Below are 15,701 nucleotides of genomic sequence, written 5' to 3'. Positions count from 1 at the left end.
GACACACATGACACGGGTGACATCGGCCGTTCCCGACGACTGCAGGAGTGATTCGCGTGGATCGTGTCGCGTTGCGGGGCCTCAGGGCCCGTGGACACCACGGGGTGTTCCCGCACGAGCGCGAGGAGGGCCAGACCTTCGTGGTGGACCTCACGCTCGGCCTGGACACCCGGCCGGCCGCTGCCGACGACGACCTGGCGAAGACCGTGCACTACGGGATCGTGGCGGAGGAGGTCGTCGCCCTCGTGGAGGGCGAGCCGGTGAACCTCATCGAGACGCTCGCCGAGCGGATCGCCCGGGCGTGCCTCGCGCACGACGGGGTCCAGGAGGTCGAGGTCGCCGTCCACAAGCCGAACGCGCCGATCACCGTCCCCTTCGACGACGTGACCGTCACCATCACCCGGAGCCGAGTATGACCGCGTTCTTCGCCGCGGGTCACAGCGACCCGACCGTACAGCCGGTGCCCGCCTCCGTCGTACAGAAGGTGGACGAGGCCGACACGACCCTGCACAACCCCCGCCGGGCGGTGCTCTCCCTCGGTTCGAACCTGGGCAACCGGCTGGAGAACATCCAGGGCGCGATCGACGCGCTGGAGGACACACCGGGCGTACGCGTCAAGGCCGTGTCGCCGGTGTACGAGACCGAGCCCTGGGGGGTGGAGCCCGGCAGCCAGCCCTCGTACTTCAACGCGGTCGTCGTCCTGAAGACCACCCTGCCGCCCTCCTCGCTGCTGGAGCGCGCCCAGGCCGTCGAGGAGGCCTTCCACCGGGTGCGGGACGAGCGCTGGGGCCCGCGCACGCTGGACGTCGACATCGTGGCGTACGCGGACGTCGTCTCCGACGATCCGCTGCTCACCCTGCCGCATCCGCGCGCGCACGAACGGGCCTTCGTCCTCGCCCCCTGGCACGACGTCGACCCGGAGGCCCGGCTCGTCGGCCGCGGCCCGGTCGCCCTGCTCCTGGACGATGTCACCCGCGAGGGCGTGACGCCCCGCGCCGACCTGGAACTCCACCTGCCCGCGTAGTCGTTAAGGTCTACCGGGTCGGGATCATCCCCGACACCGTCGGGACCACCGGCCGGGCCGACCACCCGCCGCCCGTGGACCCCGGCTCTCCGTGGACCACCGGGCTCGTCGAAGGGGCATCGTGAAAGAGCTGCGCATCAGGACGCTGGCCGCGGTGTTCGTCGTCGCGGGGGTGCTGTCCTGGGCCGGGGCCCGGCTGTGGAACTCGGTGGACACCCTGCCGAGCGTCCCGCTGGCCGCGCCCATCGTGCTCGCCCTCATCGCCACCGTCCTGACGGCCACCGCGGTGTCCCTGCGCAACCGGCTCAAGGCCCAGCGGGAGCGCCGGCCGGGCGCCAAGGGCGTGGAGCCCCTGATGGCCGCCCGCGCGGTCGTCTTCGGCCAGGCCAGCGCCCTCGTCGCCGCCCTCGTCGCCGGGATGTACGGCGGCGTCGGGATCTTCCTCCTGGAGTACCTGGAGGTCCCGGCCCGCCGCGACCAGGCCATCTACGCCGGGTTCTCCGTCCTCGCGGGCATCGCCGTCATAGTGGCCGCCTTCTTCCTGGAGCGCGTCTGCAAGCTCCCGGAGGACGACGACACGGGCGGCGGCGCGGCCCGCGCCACGTAGCGGCCCGCCCGAACGCGCGGGGGCTCAGCGGGCCATGATGAGGCTCATCGCCTCGTTGCGGGTGGCCGCGTCCCGCAGCTGGCCGCGCACGGCCGACGTGATGGTCTTCGCTCCGGGCTTGCGGATGCCTCGCATCGACATGCACATGTGCTCGCACTCCACGACCACGATGACCCCGCGCGGCTCCAGGATCTCCATCAGCGAGTCGGCGATCTGCGTCGTCATCCGCTCCTGCACCTGGGGCCGCCGGGCGTAGACGTCCACCAGCCGCGCCAGCTTCGACAGGCCGGTGATCTTTCCGCTGGTGGACGGGATGTACCCGACGTGCGCGACACCGCGGAACGGGACCAGATGGTGTTCACAGGTGCTGTAGACCTCGATGTCCTTCACCAGGACCATCTCGTCGTGACCGAGGTCGAAGGTCGTGGTCAGCACGCCCTCCGGCTGCTGCCACAGCCCCGCGAATATCTCCCGGTACGCCCGCGCCACCCGCGCCGGGGTCTCCCTGAGCCCTTCCCGGTCGGGATCCTCGCCGACCGCGATCAGCAGCTCCCGTACGGCGTTCTCGGCGCGCTTCTCGTCGAACTCGCCGATGGCGCCCCCACCGTCCAGCGTCACGGGGTCGGTCATGTCGTGCCTCGCTCCTGAGCCTGACGACGCGCACGGCCACGCGTCTCATTTTTCGGCCATGTTCCGGTCATACGAAAAGGCCGTGCCCCCCAGGCTAGAACCTGGGGGGCACGGCATCCATTCCGGGCCTGACGAGGCGGCCGGGGCCGGGAGTCGGGCTCCCGGCGGTGGCCGGTTCTCGCCGGTGGGGCGTCAGCTCTCCGCGTTCTCCTCCGGAGTCGCGTCGACGGGCGCCTTGGTGGTGATCGCCGGTGTCGCGCCGTTCGCGCCGTTCGTCAGTGCCAGCTCCCGGGGGGAGAGGACCGGCGGACGGGTGGAGGGGGTGCGGCGGGAGGAGCCGGTCCAGGCGGGCCGGGGCGGACGCTTGACGATGGGGGCGAAGATCTCGGCGATCTGCTCCTTGCCCAGCGTCTCCTTCTCCAGCAGCTGCAGCACCAGGTTGTCGAGGACGTCGCGGTTCTCGACCAGGATCTCCCAGGCCTCGTTGTGCGCGTTCTCGATGAGCTTCTTGACCTCTTCGTCCACAAGCGCGGCGACCTCTTCCGAGTAGTCGCGCTGGTGAGCCATCTCACGTCCGAGGAACGGCTCGCTGTTGTCGCCGCCGAACTTGATGGCACCGAGACGCTCGGTCATGCCGTACTGGGTGACCATCGCGCGGGCCAGGCTGGTGGCCTTCTCGATGTCGTTCGAGGCGCCGGTGGTCGGGTCGTGGAAGACCAGTTCCTCGGCGGCGCGGCCACCCATCATGTAGCCGAGCTGGTCGAGCATCTCGTTACGGGTGGTCGAGTACTTGTCCTCGTCCGGCAGGACCATCGTGTAGCCGAGGGCGCGGCCCCGGGACAGGATGGTGATCTTGTGGACGGGGTCGGAGTTCGGTGAGGCCGCCGCGACCAGGGCGTGACCGCCCTCGTGGTACGCGGTGATCTTCTTCTCCTTGTCCGACATGATCCGGGTCCGCTTCTGCGGGCCCGCGATCACACGGTCGATCGCCTCGTCCAGCATGTGGTTGTCGATCAGCTTCTTGTCGCTGCGGGCCGTCAGGAGCGCGGCCTCGTTCAGGACGTTGGAGAGATCGGCACCCGTCATGCCGGGGGTGCGGCGGGCGACGGCGCCGAGGTCGACGTCGGGCGCGACCGGCTTGCCCTTCTGGTGGACCTTGAGGATCTCCAGACGGCCCTGCATGTCCGGGCGGTCGACGGCGATCTGGCGGTCGAAGCGGCCCGGGCGCAGCAGCGCCGGGTCGAGGATGTCCGGGCGGTTCGTCGCGGCGATGAGGATCACACCGCCCTTGACGTCGAAGCCGTCCATCTCGACGAGCAGCTGGTTCAGCGTCTGCTCGCGCTCGTCGTGACCACCGCCGAGGCCGGCGCCGCGGTGGCGGCCGACCGCGTCGATCTCGTCGACGAAGACGATCGCCGGGGCGTTCGCCTTGGCCTGCTCGAAGAGGTCACGGACCCGGGAGGCACCGACACCGACGAACATCTCGACGAAGTCGGAACCGGAGATCGAGTAGAAGGGGACGCCCGCCTCGCCCGCGACGGCGCGCGCCAGCAGCGTCTTGCCCGTACCGGGCGGGCCGTAGAGCAGCACACCCTTGGGGATCTTGGCGCCGACGGCCTGGAACTTGGCCGGCTCCTGGAGGAACTCCTTGATCTCGTGGAGTTCCTCGACGGCCTCGTCCGCGCCCGCGACGTCCGAGAAGGTCGTCTTCGGGGTGTCCTTGGTGATGAGCTTGGCCTTGGACTTCCCGAAGTTCATGACCCGGGAGCCGCCGCCCTGCATCTGGTTCATCAGGAACAGGAAGACGACCACGATCAGGACGAAGGGGAGCAGGGACAGCAGGATGCCGACGAAAGCGTTCTGCTTGGTCGGGGAGACCGTGTAGCCGTCGGGGATCTGCTTGTTCTGGAACTTGTCCTGCAGGGTGTTGGCGAGGGTGACGCCCTGGTCGCCGATGTAGCTCGCCTGGATCTTCGAGCTGTCCTCGATCTTCTGGCCGTCCTTGAGCTGCACCTTCAGGAGCTGCTCTTCGCCGGTGGTCAGTTTGGCTTCTTTGACCTTGTTGTCATTGATCGCCTGGACCACCTGGCCGGTGTCCACCGTCTTGTAGCCGCCGGACGAGCCGACGACCTGCATCAACACGACCACGGCAAGGACGGCCAGCACGATCCACATGACTGGCCCACGGAAGTATCGCTTCACGTCCATCCATACGGAGCGGTGCCGCCCCGTCCCTCCTGCCATAGTGAGTTTGATAAAAGACTGTTCTTCGGACGGTACCCCAGCATTGTCACCCGAAGCCGCAGGGGACTGTCGGCGATCCCGTCCTCGCATGCTCCAACGGCGCGAAACCCGCTGGGGTTCCCGAGCGTCTTACGAGGGTTGTTCAGCCGCCGTAGACGTGGGGCGCGAGCGTACCGACGAACGGGAGGTTGCGGTACTTCTCGGCGAAGTCGAGGCCGTAGCCCACGACGAACTCGTTGGGGATGTCGAAGCCGACCCACTCCACGTCGATGGCGACCTTGGCGGCGTCGGGCTTGCGCAGCAGGGTGCAGATCTTCAGGGACTCGGGCTCGCGGGAGCCGAGGTTGGAGATCAGCCACGACAGGGTCAGGCCCGAGTCGATGATGTCCTCGACGATCAGGACGTGCTTGCCCTTGATGTCGGTGTCGAGGTCCTTGAGGATCCGCACCACACCCGAGGACTGGGTGCCCGCGCCGTAGGAGGACACGGCCATCCAGTCCATGGTGACCGGGGTGGACAGCGCCCGCGCGAGGTCCGCCATGACCATGACCGCGCCCTTGAGGACTCCGACGATCAGCAGGTCCTTGCCCGCGTACTCCGCGTCGATCTTCGCGGCCAGCTCGACGAGCTTCGCGTCGATCTCTTCCTTGGTGATGAGCACCTCTTTGAGGTCGGCACCCATGTCTTTCGCGTCCACCCGCATCACTTTCGGTCGGTCGTCCCAGGGCCGCTCCCGGACACCCGCACCCCGTGCGGGGGGTCCGGGGCCCGTGTGAGGGGCCCCTTCGGCGTCCGGATTTCAGCCTTGCCGAATCACCAGTCTGCCACCCTGGCGCTGGGCCACGACCCGGCCGGGGAGATTGATGGCCCCCTGACCGCGCCAGCCGGTGATGAGCCGGTCGACCTCCTCGATGTGCCGGGCGAAGAGGGAACCGGCCGGGGCACCGGCCTCGATGGCGACCCGGCGCAGGATCCGGCGGCGCACGGCGGGCGGCAGCGCGTAGAGCTTCGCGCACTCCAGCAGACCGGCGGCGTCGCGGACGGACGCCTCGGCCTGGCGGGCCCAGGTGTCGAGGGCGTCGGCGTCGTCCCGGGAGAGCTGGGCCGTACGGGCGAGGGCCTCGACGACGCCCTTGCCGAGCGCCTTCTCCAGGGCGGGCAGGCCCTCGTGGCGGAGCCTGGACCGGGTGTAGGCGGGATCGGCGTTGTGCGGGTCGTCCCAGACGGGCAGCGACTGGACCATGCAGGCCTTGCGGGCGGTCTGCCGGTCGAGCTGGAGGAAGGGGCGGCGATAACGGCCGTCGGCCCCCGAGACCGCGGCCATACCGGACAGGGAGCGGATGCCGGAGCCGCGGGCGAGACCGAGCAGGACGGTTTCGGCCTGGTCGTCGCGGGTGTGGCCGAGCAGGACGGCGGTGCCGCCGTGGCGTTCCAGCGCGGCGTCGAGGGCTCCGTAGCGGGCGTCCCGGGCGGCGGCCTCGGGGCCGCCGTCGCGGCCGACGGTCACGGCCACCGACTCGACCGGGTCCAGGCCCAGTTCGCGCAGGCGCAGGGCGACTTCCTCGGCGCGCAGGTCGGAACCGGGCTGCAGACCGTGGTCGACGGTGACGCCGCCGGCGCGGACGCCGAGCTTGGGCGCCTCGAAGGCGAGGGCGGAGGCGAGGGCCATGGAGTCGGCACCGCCGGAGCACGCCACGAGCACGAGCGGGCGCTCGTCCCCGCCGGCCCCCGTGCGGGACGCTCCCGGGCGCGCGGACGCGCTGCGCCGGACGTCGATGGGCCCGGCCGTGGGGGTCACGGCCGTGGGCGGCGCGGGCGCCGGTCGCGCGCCCGTGCCCGACGGCGCGCCGGGGGTCGCGTGGGCGGGCGCGCGCAGGGTGGTGTTCGTGTCGTGTTCGGTGAGGAGGTCGTGGAGTACGCGGCGTACCGCCAGGCGTATCGCCGCGACCGCGGGGTGGGGACCCATGTCCGGTTCCCTTCATGAAATTGTCGGGGGGTGAGCCCGAGTTCGGTCACTCAGAGTGTGTAGATGGTGACAGAACCGGGCCGTTCCCCGAGCATTGCACGCCTACCCCTCGCTCACGGTCCCTCGGACGGGTGATTGGAGGTGCGTTTGCCTGCCGTAGGCCGGATTCGTTCACCACGCTCACGCGTGGCTCACGACTCCGCCTTGCGATGCACCCGTGTGACCCAGTCCGCCGGTTTGGCGATCTCCGCCTTGGTCGGCAGGGTGTTCGGTGAGGTCCAGACACGGTTGAAGCCGTCCATGCCGACCTGTTCGACGACCGCCCGTACGAACCGCTCACCGTCCCTGTACTGCCTGAGCTTGGCGTCCAGGCCCAGCAGCTTGCGCAGGGCCTGGTCCAGGCGGGAGGCACCCTTGGCCCGTCGCTGCTGGAACTTCTCCCGGATCTCGGCGACCGAGGGCACGACGGCCGGACCGACCCCGTCCATCACGTAGTCGGCGTGGCCCTCCAGGAGGGACATGACGGCGGTCAGCCGGCCGAGGATCTCGCGCTGGGCGGGGGTCTGCACCAATTCCACGATCGAGTGACCGTCGTCGCCCACCTCTCCCTCGGGCCGGCCACCCGCGAGTGACTGGGCGGCCTCCCGGACGCGCTCCAGGAAGGTCGTGGGATCGACCTCCGTCTCCCCCAGGAACGACTGGATTTCACCCTCCAGGTGGTCCCGCAGCCAGGGGACGGCCGTGAACTGGGTCCGGTGCGTCTCCTCGTGCAGACACACCCAGAGGCGGAAGTCGTGGGGCTGGACGTCGAGTTCGCGCTCCACGTGCACGATGTTGGGCGCGACGAGGAGCAGTCGGCCCCCGCCGTTCTCGCCCGCCGAGAGTTCGCGGGTCGCCGGGGCGAAGGTCTCGTACTGACCGAGGACCCGGGAGGACAGGAACGACAGGAGCATGCCCAGTTCGACGCCGGTGACCTTGCCGCCGACCGCGCCGAGGACGGCGCCGCCCGGGGTGTTGCCGCGACGTTCCTGCATCTTCTCCAGCAGCGGCTTCAGCAGCTCCCGGAAGCCGGCCACGTTGGCCCGGACCCAGCCGGGCCGGTCCACCACGAGGACGGGGGTGTCGTCGCCCGTGTCGGGCAGCATCCGCGTGAAGGCGCGGACGTGTTCCTCCGACGCCTTCGCGTGCCGGCGGAGCTCGGCGACGATGGCCCTGGCCTCGTCGCGGCTCACCTCGGGGCCCGGCCGTACGAGCCGGGTCGCGGTCGCCACCGCGAGATTCCAGTCGACCATCTCGGCACCACCGATACGAGTCATGTTGTCAACCGTACGTGAGCGCTGCCGCTTGGGGCAGGCCGTGGGGGGTGGGTGCGGTGGTGACTTGGCTGCGGGTGGGTGGGGGTTCTCGCGCAGTTCCCCGCGCCCCCGAAAGGCAGGGGCTGCGCCCCATGCCTTTCCCTCCGCCGCCTCAGCGGCAGCCGCAGGTCGCCAGGGTCGAGGTGGCGTCGGTCAGGGCCTTCTTGGCGAGGTCGGTGTCGGCCATGTCCGTCTCCGTCGCCAGGAAGGCGAAGGCGAGGAGGCGGCCGTCGGCGTCGACGACCGTGCCGGCGAGGGTGTTCACGTTGCTCAGGGTGCCGGTCTTGGCGCGGACGACGCCGGTGCCGGTGGCCTCGCTGGGGTAGCGGCCGCGGAGGGTGCCGGTGAAGCCGGCGACGGGCAGGCCGGTGAGGACGGAGCGGAGTTCGGGGTGGCCGGGGTCCGCGGACCTGGCCAGGAGGGTGGTGAGGAGCGCGGGAGTCAGTTCGTTGCCCCGGCTGAGGCCGCTGCCGTCGGCGAACTCGACACCACCGAGGGGCAGTTCGAGCTTCTTCAGTTCCTTCTTGATGGCCGCCGCGCCTCCTTCGAAGCTCGGCCGCTCGCCCGTCGCGAGCGCGACCTGACGGGCGAGGGCCTCGGCGATGTCGTTGTCGCTGTGGGTGAGCATCCGCTCGACCAGGGTCGACAGGGGCGGGGAGGAGACCGCGGCGAGTTCCTTCGCGCCCTTCGGGGTCTTCGCGGAGCCCTCGGTCCGCACCGTGACGCCCCGCTCCTCCAGCAGGGAGGCGAACGTCGCGGTGGCGGCCGCCGCCGGGTCCGGGTCGCGCTCCGCGCTGCCGCTGGAGGAGTCGTTGAGGCGGGCCTCGTCGGCCATGAGCGGGACGACCAGGGCGAGGTTGCCGTTCACGCCGATGGTGTGCTGCTCGGGGCCCTCGTAGAGGGAGGTGTCGTGGGTGAGGGTGATCTTCTTCAGGTGGCGCTCGTCCAGGGCGGCGGCCGTCTCGTCGGCGAGGGTGCGCAGGCTCGCGTAGCCGCCCGTGTCCTGGTGCGCCGTGAGGGTGGGGTCGCCGCCGCCGACGAGGACGACCTCGGTGGAGTCGGGCGCCAGGACCGCCCGGGTCTCGATGCGGTGGTCGGGGCCGACCGCCGAGAGGGCGGCGACAGCCGTGGCGATCTTGGTCGTGGAGGCGGGGGTCAGGGCGTCGTCCGCGTTCTGGGCGTACAGCCGCTTGCCGGTCGCGACGTCGACGACGGCGGCCGCGCGGCGGGGGCCCAGGACGGGTGCCTTCAGGAACGGGTCGAGGGCGGCGGCCAGGGCGGCGGATGCGGGCAGGGAGTTCGCGCCGGAGGCGCCGTCGAGGCCGGCCAGCACGGCGGGGGCGCTCGGCGCGGGCTTGGGCGCCCCCGCCGTGCCGGACGACGTACCCGAACGGCCTCCGTGATCTGCGCCACCCTGGTCGGCCCCCGATGCCGCCCAGGCGCGCTCGGCCGTACGCTGACCGGAGGAGTCCCAGGGTCCGGCGGCGGTCACCGCCCCGGCCGAGAGCACCAGCCCCAGGGTGGCCGCGCCGGCGGTGAACTGGAGGGTCGTGAGCTTCTTCGCGCTCCCCGCGAGCTGCGAAGAGCGTGCCGTGACGGCGCTCGTGACGCGTTCGACGCCGGGTTTCACCACCTGGGCGACGCGCGCGGCACCGGGCTCGACGGCGCGTACAGCGCGCGCGATCCCCGGTTTCACGCCGCGCGCGACCCGCGCCACATGCGGTCTCGCGGCCCGCCAGACCTTCGGCTCCCGCACGACCACCAGCCCCTTTCGCGATCACCCACCTGCGTGAGGGACACTTAACCACCAGAACTATGTGTTGATCATGGAGGAGCCACCGGTGGAGTTCGACGTCACGATCGAGATTCCGAAGGGTTCGCGGAACAAGTACGAGGTGGACCACGAGACCGGTCGGATCCGCCTGGACCGTCGACTCTTCACCTCGACCGCCTACCCGACCGACTACGGCTTCGTCGAGAACACCCTCGGCGAGGACGGCGACCCGCTGGACGCGCTGGTCATCCTGGACGAGCCGACCTTCCCGGGCTGCCTCATCAAGTGCCGCGCGATCGGCATGTTCCGGATGACGGACGAGGCCGGCGGCGACGACAAGCTGCTGTGCGTCCCGGCGACCGACCCCCGGGTGGAGCACCTGCGTGACATCCACCACGTCTCGGAGTTCGACCGCCTGGAGATCCAGCACTTCTTCGAGGTCTACAAGGACCTGGAGCCCGGCAAGTCCGTCGAGGGCGCCGACTGGGTCGGCCGCACCGAGGCCGAGGCCGAGGTCGAGAAGTCGTACCTGCGCTTCAAGGAGCAGGGCGGTCACTGACCCCGACGCTCTGGTCGGCTGATCGCACGAACGGGCCGCGTGACCCCTTGAGGGGCGCGCGGCCCGTTCGCGTGCCGGTGCGTATCGGTGCGCATACTGAGGCGTGTCGAGGTGTCGTTCAGGGAGTGCGGCGAAGTGGGAGTGACGGAACCGGCCAGGCGCGGACCCGGGGAGGGCCGTAAGCCGGTGTCGGACGAGGCGAGCGAGGCTTTCGTGCCGGTGGGCGTGGCCCTGGGGATCGACGGCGACGCGTCGGTGACCTCGGAGTTCAGGGTCCCGGCCGGGCTGGACGTACCAGCCGCCGGGGCGGAGTCGGAGGCACAGACGACCTCCGAGTTCGCCCTGCCGGAGGGGCTGGCGCCGCCCGAGCCGGTGGCGACGGAGCAGGAGGGGTCCGCGTTCAGCGTGCCGCGGACCTACAGCGCGCGGCACGCGCCGGTCGCGTTCACGCCGCCGGGCGGGATCCCGGTCGTCAGTCTGACCAAGGACGTGCCCTGGCAGGACCGGATGCGCACGATGCTGCGGATGCCGGTGGCGGAGCGGCCCGCGCCGGAGTCGCCGGCGCGCACGGAGGGCGACACGGGGCCCGCCGTGCCGCGCGTGCTCGACCTCACCCTGCGCATCGGCGAACTGCTGCTCGCGGGCGGTGAGGGCGCGGAGGACGTGGAGGCGGCGATGTTCGCCGTGTGCCGGTCCTACGGCCTCGACCGCTGCGAGCCGACCGTCACCTTCACCCAGCTGTCGGTCACCTACCAGCCGTCGCTGGTGGACGACCCGGTCACGGCGGCCCGGATCGTCCGGCGCCGGGCCACCGACTACACCCGGCTCGCGGCCGTCTTCCAGCTGGTGGACGACCTCAGCACGCCGGAGAGCGCCCATACGCTGGAGGAGGCCTACCGGCGGCTCGCGGAGATACGGCGCAACCGGCACCCCTACCCCGGCTGGGCACTGACCGGGGCGAGCGGGCTGCTGGCGGGCGCCGCCTCCCTGCTGGTCGGCGGTGGGGTCGTCGTCTTCGTCGCCGCCGCGCTGGGCGCGATGCTCGGCGACCGGCTGGCCTGGCTGTGCTCGGGGCGGGGACTGCCGGAGTTCTACCAGTTCCTGGTGGCGGCGATGCCCCCGGCGGCGATCGGGGTGGCGCTGACGGTGACGCACGTGGACGTGGCGGCGTCCGCCGTGATCACCGGTGGCCTCTTCGCTCTGCTGCCCGGGCGGGCGCTGGTCGCGGGGGTGCAGGACGGGCTCACCGGCTTCTACATCACCGCCTCCGCCCGGCTCCTGGAGGTCATGTACCTCTTCGTGGGCATCGTGGCGGGGGTGCTGCTCGTCCTGTACTTCGGGGTGAAGGTGGGCGCCGAGCTGAACCCGGACGCGGCCCTCGGCAGCGCGGACCGGCCGCTGTTGCAGCTCGGGGCCTCGATGCTGTTGTCGCTGACCTTCGCGGTGCTGCTCCAGCAGGAACGATCCACCGTGCTGGCGGTGACCCTCAACGGGGGTGTCGCCTGGGCCGTGTACGGGGCCATGCACGAAGCGGGCGGGATCTCACCGGTGGCCTCCACGGCGGTGGCCGCGGGGCTGGTGGGTCTGTTCGGGCAGCTGCTGTCGCGCTACCGGTTCGCCTCCGCGCTGCCCTACACGACCGCGGCGATCGGGCCGCTGCTGCCGGGATCGGCGACGTACTTCGGGCTGCTGGCGTTCGCGCAGAACGACGTGGACGCGGGGCTGGTGTCGCTGACCAAGGCGGCGGCGCTGGCGATGGCCATCGCCATCGGGGTGAACCTCGGGTCCGAGGTGTTCCGGCTGTTCCTGCCGGGTGCCGCGCGGGCGGGGCGCAAGGCCGCGAAGCGCACCAGGGGTTTCTGAGCGTTTGAGGGCTCGGGGGACGGACGCGCCGGCGGGTGCGGTTACGTCGTGGTGGTTCGCGCACTTCCCCGCGCCCCGCAAGAGCGGGGCGCGGGGCCTTGGCCGTTCAGTACTGCGGGTAGTCCTGGCCCTGGTAGCCCTGCTGGTTCTGCTGGTTCTGGTGCGGGGGGTACTGGTTGCCCTGGGGGTACTGCTGGGCGTACGGCTGCTGTTGGGGCTGCTGGTAGCCGTAGTCCTGGTGGCCCTGCTCGCCCTGGTGGCCCTGGTTGCCGTAGCCCTGCTGCTGGTAGCCCTGGTTGCCGTAATTCTGCTGCTGGTAACCCTGGTTGTCGTAGCCCTGGTTGGGGTCGTACGGCTGCTGCTGGGGCTGGTCGGAGGACGGGATGCGGCGGAGCTGGGTCGTCGCGTCGTCCATGGCCGGGGCGGGGGCGGACTGCTGCTGCTCGGGCTGCTGGGGCTGGTTCTTCTTCGCCTTCCTCGCCTTGAGGAGCTCGAAGAGGATCGGAAGCACGGAGATGAGGACGATCAGGATGAGCATCGCCTCGATGTTCTTGCGGACGAACTCGATCTGCCCGAGCCAGGAACCGAGCAGGGTGACGCCCGCGCCCCACAGGACGCCGCCGACGACGTTGAAGATGAGGAACGTGCGGTACTTCATGCCGCTGACGCCGGCGATGATCGGCGTGAAGGTGCGCACGATCGGCACGAAGCGGGCCAGGATCAGGGACTTGGGCCCGTGCTTCTCGAAGAACTCGTGTGCTTTGGTGACGTTCTCCTGCTTGAACAGGCGGGAGTCCGGCCGCTTGAACAGCGAGGGGCCCACCTTCTTGCCGAACATGTAGCCCGCCTGGTCACCCAGGATCGCGGCGACGCAGATGAGCACGATGGCCAGCCACAGCGGGAAGTCCAGCGTCTTGGCGGTGATCAGCATGCCCGCCGTGAACAGCAGCGAGTCGCCCGGCAGGAAGAAGCCGATGAGGAGGCCGGACTCGGCGAACACGATCAGGAGCAGGCCCCAGATACCGAACGAGTCGAGCAGATAGTCCGGATCCAACCAGCTCGGTCCGAGGGCGATCGTCGTCACGGTTCCGGGCTCCTGGGGGGTGAGAGAAAGTGCGGGCCTGTGGGTGGGGACCCACGGCGGTGGGACCCACAGGGGTGACCAAAGCTATCAACGCACGGTCACCCCACTAGGTTCCACCGGCTCCCCCAGGGTGCCCTGTGGCCGCACTGAGACCAAGCCGTGTGGTCAGCCGTGGGTTCGGGCGCGCCATGGGTCAGAGGCGCCGCCGGTCCGCGTTGGCGTGGATCGCGTCCCGCAGGTGCTCGGCGAGACCGGGGCGCATGCCGTCGTAGAAGGCCTTGAAACGCTCGTCGGAGACGTACATCTCGCCGAGGTTCCGGTGCATCTCGTACGGGCAGTCGTAGAACCAGGTGTTGATGTGCTGCCGGTGCTCCTCCGCCATGGCCGTGGCGGCCTCGCCGGTCGGCTCCTCGCCGGCGGACATCAGGGCGTCGTAGCGCGCGCCCCAGTCGGCCACCTCGTCCTGCATGCGCTGCCAGTCGGCCTTGGTGTACGAGGCGGCGCGGCGCTGCGACTCGGCGTACGCCTCCGTGCCGCCCCAGCGCTGTTCCGCCTCCTCGGCGTAGCGGTCGGGGTCCTTGTCGCCGAAGACCTCGAACCGTTCCTCGGGGGTGAGGTTGATGCCCATCTTGCGTGCCTCCATGGCGTGCTCCACGGCCGCGGCCATCTTCTGCAGCTTCTCGATCCGGGCGGTCAGCAGCTCGTGCTGGCGGCGCAGGTGCGTCCGCGGGTCCGCTTCCGGGTCGTCGAGCAGGGTCGCGACCTCGTCGAGGGGGAAGCCGAGTTCCCGGTAGAACAGGATCCGCTGGAGCCGGTCGAGGTCGTCGTCGCCGTAGCGGCGGTGACCTGCGCCGGTGCGCTCGCTCGGGACGAGGAGTCCGATCTCGTCGTAGTGGTGCAGCGTGCGCACCGTGACCCCGGCGTAGCCCGCGACCTGTCCCACGGTGTGGCCCATGCTCCCGCTCCCTTTCTCGGTACGCGTTCCAGAGTGGGTCCTCACGTCGCGTGAGGTGCAAGTCCGTTTCCGCCATGCTCCGCGTGTGAGGTGCGAGTCCCGGGCAGCGGACCTACCGTCGGATACATGCCACTGCACCGATGGGACAGCGACGACGCACGGGACGGCGGGGCCGGGCGGAAGGACGGGCACCGGCTCGCCGTGAACCCCTTCTACGGTCAGGCCGCCAACCCGGTGGGCGGGATGACCGAGGCCCCACCCAAACATCGGCTCCCGGACGCGCCGCTGACCCCTTCGACGGCGTACCAGCTCGTCCACGACGAACTCATGCTGGACGGCAACTCCCGGCTCAACCTCGCCACCTTCGTCACCACGTGGATGGAGCCGGAGGCCGGGGTGCTGATGGGTGAGTGCCGGGACAAGAACATGATCGACAAGGACGAGTACCCGCGCACGGCCGAGCTGGAGCGGCGCTGTGTGTCGATGCTCGCCGATCTGTGGAACGCGCCGGACCCGGCCGCCGTCGTGGGCTGCTCGACCACCGGGTCCAGCGAGGCCTGCATGCTCGCCGGGATGGCCCTCAAGCGGCGGTGGGCCAAGCGGAACGCCGACCGGTATCCCTCGGCGGACGCCCGGCCGAATCTCGTGATGGGCGTCAACGTCCAGGTCTGCTGGGAGAAGTTCTGCAACTTCTGGGAGGTCGAGGCCCGGCAGGTGCCCATGGAGGGCGACCGGTTCCATCTCGACCCGGCGGCGGCCGCGGCGCTGTGCGACGAGAACACGATCGGGGTCGTGGGCGTCCTCGGCTCCACCTTCGACGGGTCCTACGAGCCGATCGCCGAGCTGTGCGCGGCCCTCGACGACCTGCGCGACCGTACGGGGCTGGATGTGCCCGTCCATGTCGACGGCGCGTCCGGCGCGATGGTCGCGCCCTTCCTCGACGAGGAGCTGGTGTGGGACTTCCGGCTGCCCCGGGTGGCGTCGATCAACACCTCGGGGCACAAGTACGGGCTGGTGTACCCGGGGGTCGGCTGGGCGCTGTGGCGGTCCTCCGAGGAACTGCCGGAGGAGCTGGTGTTCCGGGTGAACTACCTGGGCGGCGACATGCCCACGTTCGCGCTCAACTTCTCGCGGCCCGGGGCGCAGGTCGTCGCGCAGTACTACACGTTCCTGCGGCTCGGGCGTGAGGGGTTCCGGGCGGTGCAGCAGTCGACGCGGGACGTGGCGATGGGGCTCGCGGACGAGGTCGGCAAGCTCGGTGACTTCCGGCTGCTCACGCGGGGCGACGAGTTGCCGGTGTTCGCCTTCACCACGGGCGAGGACGTCACCGCGTACGACGTCTTCGACGTGGCTCGGCGGATGCGGGAGCGGGGGTGGCTGGTGCCGGCGTACACGTTCCCGGAGAACCGGGAGGACCTGTCCGTGCTGCGGGTGGTGTGCCGCAACGGGTTCAGTTCCGATCTCGCGGGGTTGTTCCTGGAGGACCTCGGGAGTCTGCTGCCCGAACTGCGGCGGCAGCCGGGGCCGTTGACGCGGGATGCGGGGGCGGCGACGGGGTTCCATCACTAGGGGTGCGGGTGGGGCGCCTGGAGGGTGGGAGGGGGTGCGGGTGGTTGGGCGGGTGCGGGTGGGTTGTGGCT

General features: G+C 70.7%; 14 protein-coding genes. 6 read left to right on the top strand and 8 right to left on the bottom strand.

All coding sequences use genetic code 11. The annotated features are described in order from the left end of the window. The first annotated feature begins 56 nt into the window (after positions 1–56). From folB to H4687_RS26195, 3 genes are all read left to right on the top strand, one after another. Positions 57–416, top strand: a complete 360-nt coding sequence (gene folB, locus H4687_RS26205) for a dihydroneopterin aldolase (RefSeq protein ID WP_020113771.1) — start codon at positions 57–59, stop codon at positions 414–416. Next, positions 413–1,024, top strand: a complete 612-nt coding sequence (gene folK, locus H4687_RS26200; protein WP_046918802.1) for a 2-amino-4-hydroxy-6-hydroxymethyldihydropteridine diphosphokinase — start codon at positions 413–415, stop codon at positions 1,022–1,024. Before folB ends, folK begins: the two co-directional genes overlap by 4 nt. A 121-nt stretch (positions 1,025–1,145) precedes the next feature. Next, positions 1,146–1,631, top strand: a complete 486-nt coding sequence (locus H4687_RS26195) for a DUF3180 domain-containing protein (RefSeq protein ID WP_046918801.1) — start codon at positions 1,146–1,148, stop codon at positions 1,629–1,631. Positions 1,632–1,655: 24 nt separating this feature from the next. Here H4687_RS26195 and folE read toward each other — a convergent pair whose 3' ends face one another. The 6 genes from folE to dacB form a co-directional block, all read right to left on the bottom strand. Continuing rightward, positions 1,656–2,261, bottom strand: a complete 606-nt coding sequence (gene folE, locus H4687_RS26190; RefSeq protein ID WP_005475800.1) for a GTP cyclohydrolase I FolE — start codon at positions 2,259–2,261, stop codon at positions 1,656–1,658. A gap of 192 nt (positions 2,262–2,453) precedes the next feature. After that, the gene (gene ftsH, locus H4687_RS26185) at positions 2,454–4,469 is read right to left on the bottom strand and encodes an ATP-dependent zinc metalloprotease FtsH (RefSeq protein ID WP_050399562.1); all 2,016 of its coding nucleotides are present in this window, start codon (positions 4,467–4,469) and stop codon (positions 2,454–2,456) included. 178 nt (positions 4,470–4,647) lie between these two features. Then, positions 4,648–5,208: a hypoxanthine phosphoribosyltransferase gene (gene hpt, locus H4687_RS26180; protein ID WP_046919677.1), complete on the bottom strand. Its 561-nt coding sequence runs from the start codon at positions 5,206–5,208 to the stop codon at positions 4,648–4,650. Positions 5,209–5,304: 96 nt separating this feature from the next. Next, the gene (gene tilS / locus H4687_RS26175; protein WP_046919678.1) at positions 5,305–6,471 is read right to left on the bottom strand and encodes a tRNA lysidine(34) synthetase TilS; all 1,167 of its coding nucleotides are present in this window, start codon (positions 6,469–6,471) and stop codon (positions 5,305–5,307) included. Positions 6,472–6,662: 191 nt separating this feature from the next. Beyond that, positions 6,663–7,787 (bottom strand): zinc-dependent metalloprotease, encoded by a 1,125-nt coding sequence (locus H4687_RS26170; RefSeq protein WP_050399561.1) that lies wholly within the window; start codon positions 7,785–7,787, stop codon positions 6,663–6,665. Between the two features lie 151 nt (positions 7,788–7,938). Then, a complete protein-coding gene (gene dacB / locus H4687_RS26165) occupies positions 7,939–9,588 on the bottom strand; it encodes a D-alanyl-D-alanine carboxypeptidase/D-alanyl-D-alanine endopeptidase (protein WP_046916769.1) in 1,650 nt (549 codons plus the stop codon). A gap of 79 nt (positions 9,589–9,667) precedes the next feature. Here dacB and H4687_RS26160 point away from each other — a divergent pair, with 79 nt between their 5' ends. Further along, positions 9,668–10,159: an inorganic diphosphatase gene (locus tag H4687_RS26160; protein ID WP_020113767.1), complete on the top strand. Its 492-nt coding sequence runs from the start codon at positions 9,668–9,670 to the stop codon at positions 10,157–10,159. 135 nt (positions 10,160–10,294) lie between these two features. Then, positions 10,295–12,022 (top strand): threonine/serine exporter family protein, encoded by a 1,728-nt coding sequence (locus H4687_RS26155; protein WP_373560628.1) that lies wholly within the window; start codon positions 10,295–10,297, stop codon positions 12,020–12,022. Positions 12,023–12,128: 106 nt separating this feature from the next. Here H4687_RS26155 and H4687_RS26150 read toward each other — a convergent pair whose 3' ends face one another. Next, positions 12,129–13,106: a DedA family protein gene (locus tag H4687_RS26150; protein ID WP_046916767.1), complete on the bottom strand. Its 978-nt coding sequence runs from the start codon at positions 13,104–13,106 to the stop codon at positions 12,129–12,131. Between the two features lie 193 nt (positions 13,107–13,299). After that, on the bottom strand, positions 13,300–14,061 hold the full coding sequence (locus tag H4687_RS26145) for a MerR family transcriptional regulator (RefSeq protein ID WP_046916766.1): 762 nt from the start codon (positions 14,059–14,061) through the stop codon (positions 13,300–13,302). A 126-nt stretch (positions 14,062–14,187) separates the two neighbouring features. Here H4687_RS26145 and H4687_RS26140 point away from each other — a divergent pair, with 126 nt between their 5' ends. Further along, on the top strand, positions 14,188–15,630 hold the full coding sequence (locus tag H4687_RS26140) for a glutamate decarboxylase (RefSeq protein ID WP_046916765.1): 1,443 nt from the start codon (positions 14,188–14,190) through the stop codon (positions 15,628–15,630). The last annotated feature ends 71 nt before the right edge of the window (positions 15,631–15,701 follow it).

It is taken from the genome of Streptomyces stelliscabiei (genome assembly GCF_014873495.1).
In the GTDB taxonomy this organism is placed as follows: Bacteria; Actinomycetota; Actinomycetes; order Streptomycetales; family Streptomycetaceae; genus Streptomyces; species Streptomyces bottropensis.
Note: the sequence above shows the minus strand (reverse complement) of the source record. Positions and strands in the feature narration are given on the sequence as shown.